General features: G+C 39.4%; 11 protein-coding genes, 1 pseudogene and 1 CRISPR repeat array. Of the genes and pseudogenes, 10 read left to right on the forward strand and 2 right to left on the reverse strand.

The features are described 5' to 3' along the window. Positions 1-99 precede the first annotated feature (99 nt). Together HMPREF2794_RS27270 and HMPREF2794_RS27275 are read left to right on the forward strand one after the other, a co-directional pair. Positions 100-3,228 (forward strand): SusC/RagA family TonB-linked outer membrane protein, encoded by a 3,129-nt coding sequence (locus tag HMPREF2794_RS27270; RefSeq protein ID WP_070753239.1) that lies wholly within the window; start codon positions 100-102, stop codon positions 3,226-3,228. Positions 3,229-3,245: 17 nt separating this feature from the next. Further along, positions 3,246-4,727 (forward strand): RagB/SusD family nutrient uptake outer membrane protein, encoded by a 1,482-nt coding sequence (locus HMPREF2794_RS27275; protein WP_055269003.1) that lies wholly within the window; start codon positions 3,246-3,248, stop codon positions 4,725-4,727. Between the two features lie 79 nt (positions 4,728-4,806). On the opposite strand, the gene HMPREF2794_RS27280 is transcribed toward HMPREF2794_RS27275, so the two are convergent. Beyond that, positions 4,807-6,012: an MFS transporter gene (locus tag HMPREF2794_RS27280; RefSeq protein WP_055269002.1), complete on the reverse strand. Its 1,206-nt coding sequence runs from the start codon at positions 6,010-6,012 to the stop codon at positions 4,807-4,809. 99 nt (positions 6,013-6,111) lie between these two features. Here HMPREF2794_RS27280 and HMPREF2794_RS27285 point away from each other — a divergent pair, with 99 nt between their 5' ends. The 6 genes from HMPREF2794_RS27285 to uxuA all read left to right on the forward strand — a co-directional run bounded on the left by HMPREF2794_RS27285 (position 6,112) and on the right by uxuA (position 11,680). Then, positions 6,112-7,245 carry a glycerate kinase gene (locus HMPREF2794_RS27285; RefSeq protein ID WP_055269001.1) on the forward strand — a complete coding sequence of 378 codons (1,134 nt, stop codon included), beginning with the start codon at positions 6,112-6,114 and terminating at the stop codon, positions 7,243-7,245. 364 nt (positions 7,246-7,609) lie between these two features. Further along, complete coding sequence (locus HMPREF2794_RS27290; RefSeq protein WP_010538695.1) at positions 7,610-7,855, forward strand: GlsB/YeaQ/YmgE family stress response membrane protein; 246 nt, start codon at positions 7,610-7,612, stop codon at positions 7,853-7,855. A gap of 44 nt (positions 7,856-7,899) precedes the next feature. Continuing rightward, a complete protein-coding gene (locus HMPREF2794_RS27295) occupies positions 7,900-8,187 on the forward strand; it encodes a YtxH domain-containing protein (RefSeq protein WP_010538694.1) in 288 nt (95 codons plus the stop codon). Positions 8,188-8,575: 388 nt separating this feature from the next. Continuing rightward, complete coding sequence (locus HMPREF2794_RS27300) at positions 8,576-9,646, forward strand: LacI family DNA-binding transcriptional regulator (RefSeq protein ID WP_055269000.1); 1,071 nt, start codon at positions 8,576-8,578, stop codon at positions 9,644-9,646. 23 nt (positions 9,647-9,669) lie between these two features. Further along, positions 9,670-10,482: an SDR family oxidoreductase gene (locus HMPREF2794_RS27305; protein ID WP_055268999.1), complete on the forward strand. Its 813-nt coding sequence runs from the start codon at positions 9,670-9,672 to the stop codon at positions 10,480-10,482. Between the two features lie 28 nt (positions 10,483-10,510). Next, complete coding sequence (uxuA, locus tag HMPREF2794_RS27310; protein WP_010538691.1) at positions 10,511-11,680, forward strand: mannonate dehydratase; 1,170 nt, start codon at positions 10,511-10,513, stop codon at positions 11,678-11,680. A 105-nt stretch (positions 11,681-11,785) separates the two neighbouring features. Here uxuA and HMPREF2794_RS27315 read toward each other — a convergent pair whose 3' ends face one another. After that, complete coding sequence (locus HMPREF2794_RS27315) at positions 11,786-12,328, reverse strand: 3'-5' exonuclease (RefSeq protein WP_055268998.1); 543 nt, start codon at positions 12,326-12,328, stop codon at positions 11,786-11,788. A gap of 167 nt (positions 12,329-12,495) precedes the next feature. Between HMPREF2794_RS27315 and cas9 the strand changes: the two genes are divergently transcribed. Next, on the forward strand, positions 12,496-17,076 hold the full coding sequence (gene cas9, locus HMPREF2794_RS27320; RefSeq protein WP_070753241.1) for a type II CRISPR RNA-guided endonuclease Cas9: 4,581 nt from the start codon (positions 12,496-12,498) through the stop codon (positions 17,074-17,076). A gap of 47 nt (positions 17,077-17,123) precedes the next feature. Then, positions 17,124-17,369, forward strand: a pseudogene (locus HMPREF2794_RS27325) (death-on-curing protein); the annotation flags it as partial. Positions 17,370-17,461: 92 nt separating this feature from the next. Continuing rightward, positions 17,462-17,876: direct repeats of the CRISPR family, unit length 32 nt; unit sequence GCTGTATTCAATGGCTCAAAGATACTAATTTG. Position 17,877 lies beyond the last annotated feature (1 nt).

Below are 17,877 nucleotides of genomic sequence, written 5' to 3' on the forward strand. Positions count from 1 at the left end.
TATACTAATAATCGTCTAAAAAAATGTTTCGTTTCCTAAACAAATGAGATATGTATTCTGTTAGTTAGAACAAGCAAATAAATCCTAAGCCACAAAATTATGAGAATCTATTTACGTTTATTAGTGGCGTTTCTATTGCTTTCTGCCGGCAATATAGTGTATGCAGAAGCACAACAAGAGAAACGCGTGACGGGTACTGTGACTTCTGAAGGAGAGCCTTTACCCGGTGTTTCCGTACAAGTGAAAGGCGCCTCTTCCGGCACCATTACAGATATTGATGGAAACTATTCAATTGAAGCTCCCGCCAATGGGACTATCGTTTTCCGCTTTGTAGGAATGCGGACGGTGGAACAATCGGTGAATAACCGCAATGTAATCAATGTTACTTTAGAATCGGAGAGCAAAGAGCTGGACGAAGTGATGGTAGTTGCTTATGTCACTGCCAAGAAATATAGTTTTACCGGAGCTGCTTCGACAATGAAAGCCGGAGAAATAGAGAAGTTGCAGACTTCCAGCGTATCACGTGTGCTCGAAGGCACGGTATCCGGGGTACAGGCTAGTGCTGCCAGCGGTCAGCCGGGTACGGATGCGGAAATTCGTATTCGTGGTATCGGTTCTATTAATGCTTCCAGTGCACCGTTATATGTTGTAGACGGTGTTCCGTTTGATGGTAGTGTAAACTCTATCAATCCGGATGATATTTCTTCGATGACTGTATTGAAAGATGCTGCATCTGCCGCCTTATACGGTTCTCGTGGTGCCAATGGGGTTATTATCATTACGACGAAACAAGGGGAACAGGACTCAAAGGCGACAGTCAAAGTAAAAGCCTCTTTAGGAGGTTCCAATCGTGCAGTACGTGATTATGACCGGGTAAGTACCAATCAATATTTTGAACTTTATTGGGAAGCACTCCGGAACCAGTATGCTAAAAGTTCGGATTATACTCCGGAAACTGCTGCGGCACAGGCTTCCAAAGATCTGGTTACTAAATTGATGGGCGGCGGTCCGAATCCATATGGAACGCAGTATCCGCAGCCTGTCGGTACGGATGGAAAATTGCTGGATGGTGCCCGCCCTTTATGGAACTCCGACTGGAGCGATGCTATGGAACAGCAAGCACTCCGCACGGAACTGAACCTGAGTGTTTCCGGTGGTGGCAAGTCCAACCAGTATTTCTTTTCTGCCGGATATTTGAATGATAAAGGGATCGCACTGGAATCCGGTTACCAGCGTTTTAATCTTCGCTCGAATGTGACGAGTGAAATGACTTCCTGGCTGAAAGGAAGCATTAACCTGAGTTTTGCGCATTCCATGCAGAATTATCCGGTGTCTTCTGACTCTAAAACCAGCAATGTAATTACGGCTGGCCGTACTATGCCCGGCTTTTATCCTATTTATGAAATGAATACGGATGGCAGCTATAAACTGAATGAAGATGGTAGCCGTATCTATGATTTCGGTTCTTATCGTCCCTCCGGTTCTATGGCAAACTGGAACTTGCCTGCTACATTGCCTTTAGATAAATCGGAACGAATGAAAGATGAATTTTCCGGTCGTACTTATCTTGAAGCTACGATCATCGAAGGACTGAAGTTTAAGACAAGTTTCAATTTCGACTTGATCAACTATAACACGCTGGATTATACCAATCCCAAAATAGGTCCGGCTTTGGAAAACGGAGGTGGTTCCAGTCGTTTGAACTCGCGTACTTTCTCTTGGACATGGAATAATATCGCATCGTATGATAAAACCATCGGCGATCATCACTTCAATGTGCTGGCCGGAATGGAGGCTTATTCTTACCGTTATGATGAACTGACTGCTTCGCGCACCAAAATGGCTCAGCCTGACATGCCCGAACTGGTAGTCGGCTCACAATTGACAGGTGGCTCAGGCTATCGTATCGATTATGCTTTGGTGGGTTATCTGACCCAATTGTTATATGATTATCAGGATAAATACTTCTTCTCCGCATCGTATCGCCGTGACGGTTCTTCCCGTTTTGCACCGGAGACTCGCTGGGGTAACTTCTGGTCTTTGGGAACTTCCTGGCGTATTGACCGTGAAGAGTTTATGGCAAGTACTTCCGACTGGCTATCTGCCTTAACTTTGAAAATGAGTTATGGTGCACAGGGAAATGATAATCTGGGAACCTATTATGCAAGCAAGGGACTTTATACGATTGTTTCCAATTTGGGAGAGAATGCTTTGGTTTCCGACCGTATGGCTACTCCCAACCTGAAATGGGAGACGAACCTGAACTTTAATGTTGGAGTTGACTTTTCGCTGTTTAATAACCGTTTTTCCGGTTCGTTCGACTTCTTTACACGTCGTTCGAAAGACTTGCTTTATTCCCGTCCGATAGCTCCTTCCTTAGGATATGGTTCTATTGATGAGAATGTAGGTGCACTGAAAAATACAGGTATTGAAATGGTGTTGAACGGGACAATAATTAACCAGAATGGATGGGTATGGAAACTAGGTATGAACCTGACACATTATAAGAATAAGGTAACGGAACTTCCATTGAAAGATATGCCGCAAAGTGGCGTGAATAAACTACAGGTGGGACGGTCTGTTTATGACTTCTACATGAAAGAGTGGGCAGGTGTAGACCCCGACAATGGAAATCCGTTGTGGTATATGGACGAGGTAGACGCCAATGATAACCCGACAGGGAAACGTGTTACTACAAGTGATTATGCTTCGGCAAATTATTATTACGTCAACAAATCTTCCCTTCCCAAAGTATATGGTGGTTTTAACACTTCGCTTTCATGGAAAGGATTCGATCTTTCCGCAATCTTTGCTTATAGCATTGGCGGATATATCTACAACCGTGATATTACGATGATTTTGCACAACGGTAGTCTGGAAGGTCGTGACTGGTCGACAGAGATACTGAGAAGATGGACACCGGAAAACCGTTATACGGATGTGCCGGCTTTGAGTACTACTTCCAATAACTGGAACTCTGCTTCCACCCGTTTCTTGCAGAACAACTCGTATATGCGACTGAAAAATCTGACTCTTTCTTACAATTTGCCGAAACAGTTGATCAGTAAATTGGCATTAAGCAGCGTGCAGGTGTTTGTACAAGGTGATAATCTTTTCACTGTTCACAGGAATCAGGGACTTGACCCGGAACAGGGAATTACAGGCATCACTTATTATCGTTATCCGGCTATGCGAACCATTTCCGGAGGTATTAATCTATCTTTCTAAAATTACACGATATATATATGAAAAAGATAAAAATACAATCTATGCTGACTGCTGTTGCCGGATTACTATTGGCGACAAGTTGTAGCAGTAGCTTTCTGGATACAGAGCCCACGGATGCAGTAAGCTCCGATCAGGTGGCAGTAGCCGGAAACGCGGAACGTCTCTTCAACGGAGCTTGGTATAACCTGTTCGAGTACGGAACAACTTATGCCAATATTGGCTATCGGGCACTTCAATGTCAGGATGATATGATGGCAAGCGATGTGGTTTCCCGTCCGAAATATGGTTTCAATTCTTCGTATCAGTTCAATGACATAGCGATTCCATCTGACGGAAGAACTTCATTTGCCTGGTATCTGATATATAAAACAATAGATAATTGTAATACTGCGATTTCCATTAAAGGGGACTCCGAGGAACTTCGACAGGCACAGGGGCAGGCATTGGCTTTGCGTGCTTTTTGTTATTTACATCTGGTACAGCATTATCAGTTTACCTATCTGAAAGATAAGGATGCCCTTTGTGTACCTATTTATACAGAACCGACTACGAGCACTACCGAGCCAAAAGGAAAATCAACGGTAGCACAAGTTTATCAGCGTATTTTTGATGATTTGAATCTTGCACAAGAGTATTTGGAAGGCTATGTCCGCAAAGGAGACGCCCAGAAATTCAAACCGAATGCAGATGTTGTCAACGGTCTTTTGGCACGTGCGTACTTATTGACCGGACAATGGGGAGAGGCTGCAAAAGCTGCCGAAGCTGCCCGCAAAGGATACTCACTGATGACTACCACTGCCGAATATGAAGGCTTTAATAATATTTCCAACAAGGAATGGATCTGGGGATCTCCTCAAACACTTTCCCAGTCGGATGCAAGTTACAACTTCTATTATCTGGATGCGACTTATGTCGGAGCTTATAGTAGTTTCATGGCAGATCCTCATTTGAAAGATACTTTTATAGAAGGAGACATCCGCTTGCCTCTGTTCCAATGGATGCGCGAAGGATATCTGGGGTATAAAAAGTTTCACATGCGCTCAGATGATACAGCCGACCTGGTGTTGATGCGTTCTTCAGAAATGTATCTGATAGAAGCGGAAGCGAAAGTTCGTGACGGTGTAGCGTTAGATCAGGCTGTAATCCCTTTGAATACTTTACGCAATGCTCGTGGGGTAGGAAATTATGATGTGACAGGAAAGACAAACGAAGCGGTCATTGATGAAATACTGATGGAGCGTCGTCGTGAACTTTGGGGAGAAGGCTTTGGTATCACTGATATTCTCCGTACCCAGAAAACGGTAGAACGTACGGCCTTATCCGAAGAAGTGCAGAAAACGGAAGTAGACTGCTGGCAGGAGGGAGGTAGCTTTGCAAAGAGAAATCCATTGGGACATTGGTTCCTCAGCTTCCCGAATGGCAAAGCGTTTAGTGAAAACAGTAGCTATTACCTGTATGCGATCCCTGAGAAGGAAATGAATGCAAACCCTAACTTATAATAAATAGCTCTCTTAATTTTTTGACTTTGACCTTAACTTGTGAGCCGGTATACGTCGTGATGACGCATACCGGCTGTTTTTATGCTGCTTTTTGCTTTTTCAAATTAGGTAAAAAGAAAGTGACTAATCCCAGCAGCGGCATATATGCACAGACATTATATACATATTCAATACTGGTTTTATCAGCCAAGTTGCCAAGAACGGCAGAAGCGACACCTGCAACTCCGAAGGCGAATCCGAAGAAAAGCCCTGATACTAATCCTAATTTGGTGGGCAGCAGTTCTTGCGCATAGAGCAGTATGGCAGGAAAGGCGGAGGAAAGCATTAACCCTACACAGAAGCTAAGCACAATGGTCCAAGTAAGATTAGCATGAGGCATAAGTAAAGCGAAAGGTGCTGCTCCCAGAATGGAAGCCCAGATAACATATTTCCGTCCGACGCGGTCGCCTATCGGACCGCCGATCAATGTTCCGATGGCAGTGGCAACTAAGAAAATAAATAAATATAGCTGCGATTCTTGTACGGTTACATTAAATTTATGAATCAGATAGAAAGTATAATAGCTGGTAAGACTTGCCATATAGATATATTTAGAGAAAATCAATATTAATAATATACCGATAGTGATAGCCGTCTTATCCATAGGCAGTGGGAGATGCACTGGCTTTCTGAGACTTACTATTTGCGCTTTCATCCGGTTTAGATAAGATTTGTACCATTTGCATATCGGATACATCACCCCAATAGCCGCTAAAGCGACAAATGAGAAAATGAAAAGATGGTCTCTGCCATAAGGAGCTACCAGTAAGGCTACCAATAATGGGCCTAATGAACCTCCGAAATTACCGCCAACCTGAAACAAGGATTGTGCGAGTCCACGTTTTCCACCCGAAGCGAGGAAAGTGATTCGGGACGCTTCCGGATGCAGTACGGAAGAACCGATACCAATTAAAAATACGGATAATAATATCCAGGGAAGATTGTCGGAGAATGCCAGACTGGTAAGTCCGACCATTGTAAAGCTCATTCCGATAGGCAAAGACCATGCAATGGGATACTTGTCAAAGATAATTCCGGTAATCGGCTGAAAAACAGATGCGGAAAGTTGATAAACTAATGTGATCAGTCCGATTTGCGCGAAGCTTAATCCCAAATCATCCTTGAACAATGGGTAAGCTGCCGAAACTACAGACTGCAAAAGGTCGTTGAGGCAGTGTGAAAGACTTAATGCAATTAAGATAGAGAACGTAATTTTCCCTACAGGCTGTTCTTGATTCTGTACCATAATACCTATTTCTATTGAAGTGTTCCTGAAAAAATTGCCTGCAAAGGTACGTAAACTTCCCGTTTCTCAATATATTTGCTACGATTAATTCTGTACGATATGAAGAAAGTGGTAGTAGCGATGGATTCTTTCAAAGGTTGTCTTTCCTCCACAGAGGCGGAAAAGGCTGCCGAAGAAGGCGTAAAACAAGTTTGTCCGGACTGTGAGGTCGTTTGTTTTCCGATAGCCGACGGAGGTGAAGGGATGCTCGATGTTTTGGTGGAAGCAACCGAAGGTGCATATCAAAAGGTAATTGCCGGTGATCCTTTGATGCGTCCGATAGAAACAGCTTATGGAGTTTCGGGCGATAAACGTATTGCCTTTATCGAAATGGCTGCAGTGAACGGGCTGCCATTATTATCGGCAACGGAACGGAATCCGATGCTGACTACTACTTATGGAACCGGTGAATTGATATTGCACGCGATTGAACATGGATACCGGGAATTTATAATTGGTATCGGAGGGAGTGCGACAAACGATGCCGGACTGGGTATGTTACAGGCATTAGGTTTCCGTTTTTACGATCAGAATGGAGAAATTTTGGGGAAGGGAGGTCAAATCTTGGATCAGATTGTCGCTATTGATTTTTCTTCTGTCCATCCGGCATTGAAAGATGCCCGTTTTACGATAGCATGTGATGTGCGAAATCCCTTTAGTGGTCCGGAAGGTGCCGCATACGTTTTTGCCCGCCAAAAAGGAGCTGACGGTGCTATGATTGAAAAACTGGATGCAGGTATGAAGAGGTTTTCCCGATTGATTCATTCAACTACCGGAAGAGAAATCACAGAGGTTGCCGGAGCGGGAGCCGCCGGTGGTTTGGGAGGAGCATTTCTGGCTTTTCTGAATGCGGAGTTGAAGCCGGGAATCGAATTATTGCTCCGGACATTGAAGTTTGATGAGAAAATAAAAGATGCCGATTTGATAATAACCGGAGAGGGAAGGGTAGACCGCCAATCTGTGATGGGAAAAGTTCCGTTCGGAATATTAGAAGAAGCGAACAAACAAGGCATACCGGTCATTGTTGTAGCAGGTAGCATAGCAGATACGGAAGTTTTGAATAAGGCCGGTTTTCGAGGTATCTTTTCCATTGTTCCTTCGCCTATGTCTTTGGAAGTAGCGATGAAACCGGAAGCCGCTAAGAATAATATTAGCCGGACTGTTGCTCAGATTATTTCTTTAGCAACCTTATAACTGTTCATATCTGTGTTATGCCATAAATAACCTCCTGCCTTTAATCAATTACTGTCTCGCTATGTTATTCTTGTTTCGTTCTACGTGGGTTATCTTTTAGTTCCACCTAGGTAGAACGAAAAAGAATAAGTATAAAAAAAGAATCGAAGATACTGTTCAACGGAATAACGTATGAAAGCCCCTTTATAGAAAAGAGAACGATCTAAGAAACAAGTTCCTGTCTGGATAGAAGGGGAGCTTCGGTCGTAAAAGTTCCTTTGAATAAAGTCTTAAAACTAAGGATTGTAAATTGTAGTTAATTCATTTTTGCCCTACCGAACTATTCTCTACACCTACTGTTGTTAAATAAAAAAAGGAGGATAAAATGGGCTTTATTTGGTATATTATTATTGGTATTGTGGCTGGGTTCCTCGCAGGTAAAATAATGCGCGGCGGAGGTTTTGGCCTTATTATAAATTTGTTACTTGGTATTCTCGGAGGAGTGCTGGGTGGTTGGGTATTTGCCCTTTTCGGACTGGCAGCTTCGGGATTGATCGGGAGTTTGATTACTTCTACTGTGGGGGCTATTCTGGTGTTATGGATTGCTTCTTTATTCTCGAAATCTAAATAATAATTTTATATAATTTATTTTTAATCTAAAAACAGAACTTAATTATGGAATGTAGACATGGAAATTTCTGGATTGGACTTGGAATTGGTTCAATTCTTGGTGCAGTAGCTTATCGTCTTTCACGTACAGCTAAAGCTAAACAGTTGGAAAGTGATATTTATAACGCTATTCACCGTATCGGTCGTGACGCTGAAATAGCAGCAGCTGAAGCAGAAAGAAAAGCAATGAATCTGGGCCTGAAAGCTGTTGAAACAGGAGCTAAAGTTGCAGATAAAGTAGCTGAAGAAGCTGACAAGGTAGTTGGAAAGGCAAAAGACAAATGGGAAAAATAATAGCCCTTGAAAGTGGTAATCGATTTTAATAGAACTGGTTACCACTTTCGATTTGTTCTGTTCTTCCTATTATTAAAGGCCTTTTTCACTTATTAAGAGTGATGTGTGCCCGTACACATTTTGCTTCTCATATACCTCTTTTCCATTCTTTCTGCAGATAAAAAGCTCTTCTTGCATGATACTTATTACTTTTCTAATAGATGTTTTATAGCTTTTCTGCTTAATATCTTATGTTTAACAACATGTGTGCACTTTGTGGTATTGCTTTAAATCGTTGATTTATAGTATTATATTAATAGTTTGTTATGATGTGTGTGCGCACACACTTTTGTTTAATTCAATAATTCATTTTACTTTTGTCGTTGAAAAACAAGATACTTATCAGTAAATGGATAAAGAATTCTCAAATATTCGTATTGTGGACATCGCCAAGATGGCGGGAGTCTCTGTCGGTACAGTAGACAGGGTAATTCATAATCGTGGACGGGTATCGGAAGAAAACAAGAAGAAAGTGCAGGCCATTCTGGAAATGGTTCATTATCAGCCGAACTTGATGGCACGTTCGTTGGCATCTAAAAAACAATACCATTTTGTTGCTATCATTCCCTCGTTCACTCACGGTGAATATTGGGAGGCTATTTCCGAAGGAATTGATAAAGCGGCTTCGGAAATGGAGTCGTATAATATAATTGTAACCAAGCTTTTCTTCGATCAATATAATAATAAAGCTTTTGATGATACTGTCCGTAATCTGCTGGACGGAAAAGTGGATGGAGTATTGATTGCTACGCTGTTTGCCGATTCTGTAATTCGTCTTTCTCAGGAGCTCGATAATAATGAGATCCCCTATGTGTATGTTGACTCTAATATTAAGGGGCAACATCAGCTTGCATATTTTGGAACGGAATCTTATGATGCCGGAGTGATTGCGGCCAGATTATTGACGGACAGACTCTCTTCCTCTTCTGACATTCTGATGGCACGAATTATCCATAGCGGAAAGAATGACTCCAATCAAGGAAAAAACAGGCGTGAAGGTTTCTGTCATTATCTGAAAGAAATAGGATTTGGTGGGAAGTTACACGAAGTAGAGTTGAAAATCAATGATTCTGTATATAACTTCATTAAACTTGACGAGCTTTTTGAAGCTAACTCTTCTATAAAAGGTGGTATTATTTTCAATTCAACCTGTTATATCTTGGGAAATTATCTGAAGGCACGGGGGATGAAGTCTGTTAAGCTGGTTGGCTACGACCTGATCGAAAGGAACACACAACTGCTTTCCGAAGGCGTCATTACCGCATTAGTAGCACAACGCCCCGAACGACAAGGATATGATGGCATCAAGTCATTGTGCAATCATCTGTTATTTAAGCAGAATCCTGAAAAAGTGAACCTGATGCCGATTGATATTCTTTTGAAAGAGAATCTGAAATATTATCTGAACAATAAATTATAAACCATATAAATAAAAAAAGAACCATGAACGAATTATTTAACGTAAAAGACAAAGTCGTTGTTATCACCGGTGGAGCCGGAATCTTGGGTAAAGGTATTGCTGCATATCTTGCAAAAGAAGGCGCGAAAGTTGTTGTGCTCGATAGAAGCGAAGAGGCTGGTAAAGCATTGGTAGAAAGTATCAAGGCAGAAGGTAATGAAGCGATGTTCCTGTACACTGACGTGATGGACAAAGAAGTGCTGGAAGGCAATAAAGTGGAAATAATGAAAGCCTATGGACGTATCGATGTATTGCTGAACGCCGCCGGAGGTAATATGGCAGGTGCAACCATCGCTCCGGACAAAACTTTCTTTGACTTACAGATCGATGCCTTTAAAAAGGTGGTAGACTTGAACCTGTTTGGTACAGTATTGCCCACAATGGTATTTGCCGAAATCATGGTAGAGCAAAAGAAAGGTTCTATCGTAAACTTCTGTTCAGAATCAGCTCTTCGTCCGTTGACCCGTGTAGTGGGTTACGGTGCTGCAAAAGCTGCTATCGCTAACTTTACTAAATATATGGCCGGTGAACTGGCTTTGAAATTCGGAAATGGTCTGCGCGTAAATGCCATTGCTCCGGGATTCTTCCTGACTGACCAGAACCGTACTTTATTGACGAATCCGGATGGCTCTCTGACCGACCGTTCTAAGACAATTCTGGCTCATACTCCATTTAACCGTTTCGGCGAACCGGAAGATCTTTATGGAACTATCCATTACCTGATCAGTGATGCTTCTAACTTCGTAACAGGCACAGTAGCTGTTATCGATGGCGGTTTCGATGCATTTTCTATCTAATACTTAATACTTCTTAATACTTATCATTATGTATTTATGTGAACAAACTTGGCGCTGGTATGGTCCGAATGACCCTGTAAGCTTGTGGGATATCAAACAGGCAGGCGCTACCGGTATAGTAAACGCTCTTCATCATATTCCGAATGGCGAAGTGTGGACAGTAGAAGAAATCATGAAGCGTAAGCAAATGATTGAAGAAGTGGGATTGACTTGGTCGGTGGTAGAAAGTGTACCTGTACACGAACATATTAAAACACAGACCGGTGATTTCATGAGATATATCGAAAATTATAAGGAAAGTATCCGCAATCTGGCTAAATGTGGTGTAATGGTAGTTACTTACAACTTTATGCCTGTATTGGACTGGACCCGTACAGACCTTGCCTATACAATGCCTGATGGCTCTAAAGCTCTTCGTTTTGAAAAAGCGGCTTTCGTTGCTTTCGATCTTTTCATCCTGAAACGTCCGAATGCGGAAAAAGACTATACTCCGGAAGAGATAGCTAAAGCAAAAGCTCGTTTCGAACAAATGAGTGAAGACGATAAGAATTTGTTGGTTCGTAATATGATTGCCGGACTTCCGGGATCAGAAGAAAGTTTCACTGTAGCACAGTTTCAGGAAGCACTAGATCGCTATAACGATATTGATGCAGAGAAACTTCGTGCGAATCTGATTTTCTTCTTGAAAGAGATAGCTCCTGTAGCTGATGAAGTAGGGGTGAAGCTGGTGATCCATCCGGACGATCCTCCTTATACAATCTTAGGCTTACCGCGTATCTTGAGTACGGAAGAAGACTTTAGGAAACTGATTGAAGCCGTTCCTAACGAGTCTAACGGCCTCTGCTTATGTACCGGTTCTTTCGGTGTCCGTGCTGACAATGACCTTGCAGGTATGATGGAGCGTTTTGGCGACCGTGTGAATTTTGTACACTTACGTAGCACGCAGCGTGACGAAGAAGGCAACTTCTACGAAGCAAACCATCTGGAAGGAAATGTGGATATGTACAATGTGATGAAGAGTTTGATTCTTCTGCAACAACGTCGTAAATGTTCTATTGCTATGCGTCCTGACCATGGCCATCAGATGATCGACGATTTGAAGAAGAAAACGAATCCGGGATATTCCTGCTTAGGTCGTCTTCGTGGACTGGCAGAACTTCGTGGTTTGGAAATGGGTATAGCCAAGTCTATACTTTAATCAGGATTTATAATTAGCACTGTATTATAAAGGCACTGCGGCTGTTATTGATTGTAATAAGGGCTGTAGTGTCTTTTATTTTGTTTACCTGATATCATTTATAGATTAAAACAGGCTTCCGGTGTGCAGGTCAACTTTAACCTTTTTCGGTTCGGGAATGATAAGAAGCGCTATCTGTGCACACGCTTCGGCATCAGCCAAAGCGTGGTGGTGATTGGTCAAATCATATCCGCACCGTGCTGCTACCGTGTGCAACTGATGATTGGGAAGTTCTTTCCCAAATACTTTTCGTGAAGTACGGCAGGTACAGTAAAACTTATAATTGGGATAAGTCATCTCGTATAACTCATGAACTGCTTTGAGGCAGCCTTCATCAAAAGGACTGTTGTGGGCAACAAGTGGCAAACCGTCTATGAGCGGCTTAATTTCAGCCCATACTTCCGGAAAGTCTTCCGCTTCTTCTGTATCACTGTAAGTCAGTCCATGAACAGCTGTGGTCCATTGAGTATAGTAATTGGGGCGGGGACGGATCAGTCGATAGATTTTGTTTATAATTTTTCCATTCCTTACAATAACAATTCCTACACTACATACACTGGTGCGTTTATCGTTGGCTGTTTCAAAGTCGATAGCTGCGAAGTTTTTCATTATTAACGATAAAAAAGGACGAGTTTCCCCGCCCTAAATGTTTTCACAACGGAATAATCCTTATTGCGATTTGCTTCAAATTAGTTTTGCAAAACTAACTAAATATATTTAGAAAACCAATAGTTTTATACAAAAAAAATAGTAGCTTTGGGAAAAATAATAATACGATGAAAAAAATATTAGGATTAGATTTGGGAACCAATAGTATAGGTTGGGCTGTGTTAAATGCTGCAGATGATAACTCTTTAAAATATATAGAAGCAGCTGGCAGTAGAATTATTCCGATGGATGCAGCTATATTAGGTGATTTTGATAGAGGTAATTCAATTTCTCAAACGGCAGAGCGAACAAGAATTCGTGGAATGCGTCATTTACGAGAACGATATTTGCTTCGTCGAGCAAGATTACATAGAATTCTGAATTTGTTAGGCTTCTTACCCTTTCATTATGCGCAAGACATAGATCGATATGGTAACTTTTCAGCTGATATGGAACCTAAAATAGCTTGGCGTAAAAATCTAGAAGGAGAATTAGAGTTTATTTTTATAGAATCATTTAATGAAATGCTGGAAGACTTTAGGAAAAATCAGCCCGAATTAGTCGCAGATAATAAGAAAGTACCTTATGATTGGGTGATTTATTATCTTCGTAAAAAGGCATTAGAAAAGAAAATATCTAAAGAAGAATTAGCTTGGATTCTTTTAAACTTTAATCAAAAGCGTGGATACTATCAATTACGTGGTGAAGATGACGATGAATCTATGAAAACTGCCAAGACACGGCAGTACTTTGATAAGCAAATTATTAAAAATATAATTGATACTAATCAGACTTATAAAGGGCAAAGAATACTTATTGTTGAGCTACAAAATGGAGATAAAGGTAAAATCTTTAAAAAAGAAATTCCAGACTGGATAGGGCAAGAAAAAAATATTATCGTTACTGTAGATATTGATAAAGATGGGAATGATAAATATGAGGAATCTGGGAGCTTGTCGTGTCGATTTAAAATTCCAACAGACGCAGAATGGGAATCCGAGTGGAAACTTATAAAGATGAAAACCCAAAAAGATTTGGATGAATCTAATAAAACAGTTGGTACTTATATATATGATTCGATTTTGCAAAATCCGACGCAGAAAGTACGTGGAAAATTAGTGCGTACAATTGAACGGAAATACTATAAAGCAGAACTTAAGCAAATATTGGAAAAACAAACTGAATTTCATTCGGAATTGCAGGATAAGGATTTATATATTGAGTGCTTGAACGAATTGTATTCTAATAATGATACCCATCGGAACGCGATTACTGACCGAGACTTTGTTTATTTGTTTATGAATGATATATTATTCTATCAGCGTCCACTTAAGAGTAAAAAGTCTTTAATTGATAACTGTCCATATGAAAGAAATATATATATAGATAAGGAGACGGGAGAGATAAAATATTCACCTATTAAATGTATTGCTAAATCACATCCGTTGTTTCAAGAGTTTCGTTTATGGAAATTTATATCTAGTATTAGAATTTATCAAAGAGAAAGTGTTGTTGAAGTTGTTGATAAACAGTTAGATTTATTTTCTTCACAATCAACTTCTGTTCAGAAATTAGTCACAGATGTAGATGTTACTGATAAATTTTTAACATGTGAGAATGATTATGTGGCTCTTTTTGAATGGCTGAATAAGAAGAAGATTATAGATCAAAAAGAATTTTTGAAATATCGTCCGTTTGGTCTAAAGGGAGATATAGATAATTATCGGTGGAATTATGTGGAAGATAAATCATATCCTTGTAATGAAACACATGCAATGATTTTGACTTATTTTGCAAAAGCAGGTATTTCAGAAGATATTCTAACTAAGGAAATGGAAGAAGCGCTATGGCATATTTTGTATTCTGTAGAAGACAGACAAGAAATTACGAAAGCTTTAAGAACCTTTGCTTCCAAGTATCATTTAAGTGATTCTTTTGTGAAGGTATTTAGCAATATTCCTCCTTTTAAAAAAGAGTATGGTTCTTATTCTGCTAAAGCGATAAAGAAATTACTTTCTTTAATGCGAATGGGAAAATATTGGAGTGAAGATGCTATTGATGTGAATACAAGAGAGCGCATAGATAAGATTGTAACGGGTGAATATGATGAGAAAATTAGAGATAGAGTAAGGGAGAAAACTATCCGATTGAATGATATCAGGCATTTCCGTGCATTACCGGATTGGTTGGCATGCTATGTTGTATACGACCGTCATTCGGAAACTAGAGAAATAACTGAATGGAAATCTCCAGAAGAAATAGATGAATATATACGGAATTTTAAACAGCATTCACTAAGAAATCCGATAGTAGAGCAGGTGATCACAGAAACATTGCGTACTGTGCGTGACATCTGGAAACAGGTAGGTTGTATTGACGAAATTCACGTGGAATTAGGCCGTGAAATGAAGAACCCTGCTGATAAAAGAAAGAGAATTACATCACAGATAATCGAAAATGAGAATGCAAATTTACGAGTGAAAGCTTTGCTTACAGAGTTTGTGAATCCTGAGTTTGAGATAGAAAATGTACGCCCTTATTCGTTGAGCCAGCAGGATATTTTACGTATTTATGAGGATGGAGTATTAAACAGTGTAGCGGAAGTACCTGGCGATATAGCGGGAATATTGAAAAAGTTCAATGAGAATGATGCAAAGAAGCGTCCTACAACAAGTGAAATTCTTCGCTATAAACTATGGCTTGAGCAAAAATATCGTTCGCCTTATACTGGTGAAATGATTCCTCTCAGTAAATTGTTTACATCAGCTTACGAGATTGAGCACGTTATTCCACAATCGCGATATTTCGACGATTCTTTTAGTAATAAGGTAATTTGTGAAGCGGAGGTAAATAAACTTAAAGACAATGCGTTGGGTTATGAGTTTATAAAGAAACATCATGGGGAAAAAGTAGAATTGGGATTTGGTAAGATAGTAGAAATATTTTCAGTTAGTGTATATGAACAATTTGTGAAGGATAATTATTCGCGAAATCGTGGGAAAATGAAAAAACTATTGATGGATGAAATACCGGAGCAATTTATAGAACGTCAATTGAACGACAGTCGTTATATTAGTAAAGTTGTTAAGACATTATTATCCAATGTTGTTCGTGAAAAGGCGGAGCAGGAAGCTGTTTCGAAGAATGTTATTGTTTGTACAGGAGGTGTAACTGATCGCTTAAAGAAAGATTGGGGAATAAATGATGTTTGGAATAAAATAGTGTTACCTCGTTTCCTGCGTTTGAATGAGTTGACAAATTCGACTAATTTTACAGCGAAAAATGCTGCTGGTAATGAGATTCCTGCGATGCCGCTTGAATTACAAAAAGGATTTAATAAAAAAAGAATAGATCATCGACATCATGCGATGGATGCTATTGTGATTGCATGTGCTAATCGTAATATTGTTAATTATTTGAATAATGAATCTGCAAGTAGAAAGGCTAAGATAAGCCGTCATGACTTACAAGCTATTCTATGTGATAAGGTGAGGACAGATGATAAAGGAAATTATCAATGGAGGGTTAAAAAGCCATGGGATACATTTACACAGGATGTATATGTTGCATTGGAAAATATAATTGTTAGTTTTAAACAAAATCTACGTGTTATAAATAAAACGAGTAATTATTATTGGCATTACGAGAACGGAAAGAAAGTTCTAGTAAAACAAGTAAAAGGTGATAGTTGGGCTATTCGTAAAACAATGCATAAAGACACTGTATTTGGAGAGGTGAATTTGCGTAAAGTGAAATCGGTATCTTTAAATGAGGCGCTTAAGAATCCACAGTTTATTGTGGAAAAGGACTTAAAAAGACAATTGTTATCTTTACTTCAACAGAATTTTGATATAAAGAAAATAAAAAAATACTTTGAGGAGCATAAAGATATATGGAGTGATATATCTTTGTCTAAGATGAATATATACTATTTTACAAAAGAAACTAAGGACCGGTATTTTGCAACTCGCAAACCTTTGGATGCAAGTTTTGATAAAAAGAAAATAGAAAGTTGCATCACAGATACTGGAATCCAGCAAATATTACTTCGTCATTTAGAATTAAAAGAAAATGATCCGGAGCGAGCTTTTTCACCAGATGGCATTGACGAAATGAATCGCAATATTATTCAACTGAATAAAGGTAAAGGTCATCATCCCATAGCTAAAGTTCGCGTTTATGAAAAGGCTGATAAGTTTGAGGTAGGACAGCGAGGCAACAAATCTTCTAAATTTGTGGAAGCAGCAAAAGGGACAAATTTATTCTTTGCTGTGTATGAAACTGAATATCCGGATGAAAAAACGAATTCTATTGTACGTAAAAGAAATTATGCAACAATACCTTTGAATATTGCTATTGAAAGACAGAAAAGAGGATTATCTACAGCTCCAGAAGATGAGAAAGGAAATGTCCCCTCTTTTGTCTTATCACCTAATGATTTAGTTTATCTTCCTACTTCTGAAGATATCGTGAATGGTCATATTACTCAACCGATAGATAAAAGTAGGATTTATAAAATGGTCTCTTCTTCTGGAAGTCAATGTTTTTTTATAAAGCATAATATAGCTAATATAATTGTTGATAAATACGAATTTTCACCTCTTAATAAAATGGAAAGGGCAATCTCCAATGAGATGATTAAGGAGATTTGTATTCCTGTTAAAGTTGATAGGTTGGGAAATATTGTCAAATTAGGTAAATCTGAATAGTGTTAGTTCTTAATTTTGAAATGATCTAAATAGTAAGCTTATATTCAATGGAAGAAAACAAGAAAGGTGAGATACTTTTATATCAAACAATAGATGGAGTTTCTAAAATAGAAGTGACTGTATATAATGATATAGTATGGTTGCTAGATCAGGTGGCAGAGCTATTTCAACGTAATAAGTCAACAATATCGCTTCATATTAAAAATATATTTGATTGTGGTGAACTACAGATAGATTCAACTGTTGCAAAATTTGCAACAGTTCAAAAAGAAGGTTTGTATAAAGTAGCATTTGTTTTAGGTAGAAATTCATTTTATTGAAAATTAAAAAAAGAGCGAAAAAAAATGAAGATATAGGATACGTTATAATTATTATACTATTTAACGCTGTATTCAATGGCTCAAAGATACTAATTTGAAAGCAAATCACAACACCTAAGGTTCTTACAACTGCCATAATTTGCTGTATTCAATGGCTCAAAGATACTAATTTGAAAGCAAATCACAACTACCCTTTATTGCTCCGCGTGGATGTTTCTGCTGTATTCAATGGCTCAAAGATACTAATTTGAAAGCAAATCACAACTGAGTGTTATTGTTGCTTTTGTCGCATCTGGCTGTATTCAATGGCTCAAAGATACTAATTTGAAAGCAAATCACAACTAATACCTATATTTATCTATGCATCAATGCGCTGTATTCAATGGCTCAAAGATACTAATTTGAAAGCAAATCACAACACATTAAGGTGGTTCGTAATCTTGATACCGCTGTATTCAATGGCTCAAAGATACTAATTTGA

This window comes from Bacteroides sp. HMSC067B03 (genome assembly GCF_001811315.1).
Lineage (GTDB): Bacteria > Bacteroidota > Bacteroidia > Bacteroidales > Bacteroidaceae > Bacteroides > Bacteroides faecis.

Bases quoted from the DNA above. Each gene is read 5' to 3' on its own strand.
- uxuA (WP_010538691.1), top strand. From the start codon at position 10,511: ATGTATTTATGTGAACAAACTTGGCGCTGGTATGGTCCGAATGACCCT.
- HMPREF2794_RS27275 (WP_055269003.1), top strand. From the start codon at position 3,246: ATGAAAAAGATAAAAATACAATCTATGCTGACTGCTGTTGCCGGATTA.
- HMPREF2794_RS27315 (WP_055268998.1), bottom strand. From the start codon at position 12,328: ATGAAAAACTTCGCAGCTATCGACTTTGAAACAGCCAACGATAAACGC.
- HMPREF2794_RS27285 (WP_055269001.1), top strand. From the start codon at position 6,112: ATGAAGAAAGTGGTAGTAGCGATGGATTCTTTCAAAGGTTGTCTTTCC.
- HMPREF2794_RS27270 (WP_070753239.1), top strand. From the start codon at position 100: ATGAGAATCTATTTACGTTTATTAGTGGCGTTTCTATTGCTTTCTGCC.
- HMPREF2794_RS27305 (WP_055268999.1), top strand. From the start codon at position 9,670: ATGAACGAATTATTTAACGTAAAAGACAAAGTCGTTGTTATCACCGGT.
- cas9 (WP_070753241.1), top strand. From the start codon at position 12,496: ATGAAAAAAATATTAGGATTAGATTTGGGAACCAATAGTATAGGTTGG.
- HMPREF2794_RS27290 (WP_010538695.1), top strand. From the start codon at position 7,610: ATGGGCTTTATTTGGTATATTATTATTGGTATTGTGGCTGGGTTCCTC.
- HMPREF2794_RS27280 (WP_055269002.1), bottom strand. From the start codon at position 6,012: ATGGTACAGAATCAAGAACAGCCTGTAGGGAAAATTACGTTCTCTATC.
- HMPREF2794_RS27300 (WP_055269000.1), top strand. From the start codon at position 8,576: ATGGATAAAGAATTCTCAAATATTCGTATTGTGGACATCGCCAAGATG.
- HMPREF2794_RS27295 (WP_010538694.1), top strand. From the start codon at position 7,900: ATGGAATGTAGACATGGAAATTTCTGGATTGGACTTGGAATTGGTTCA.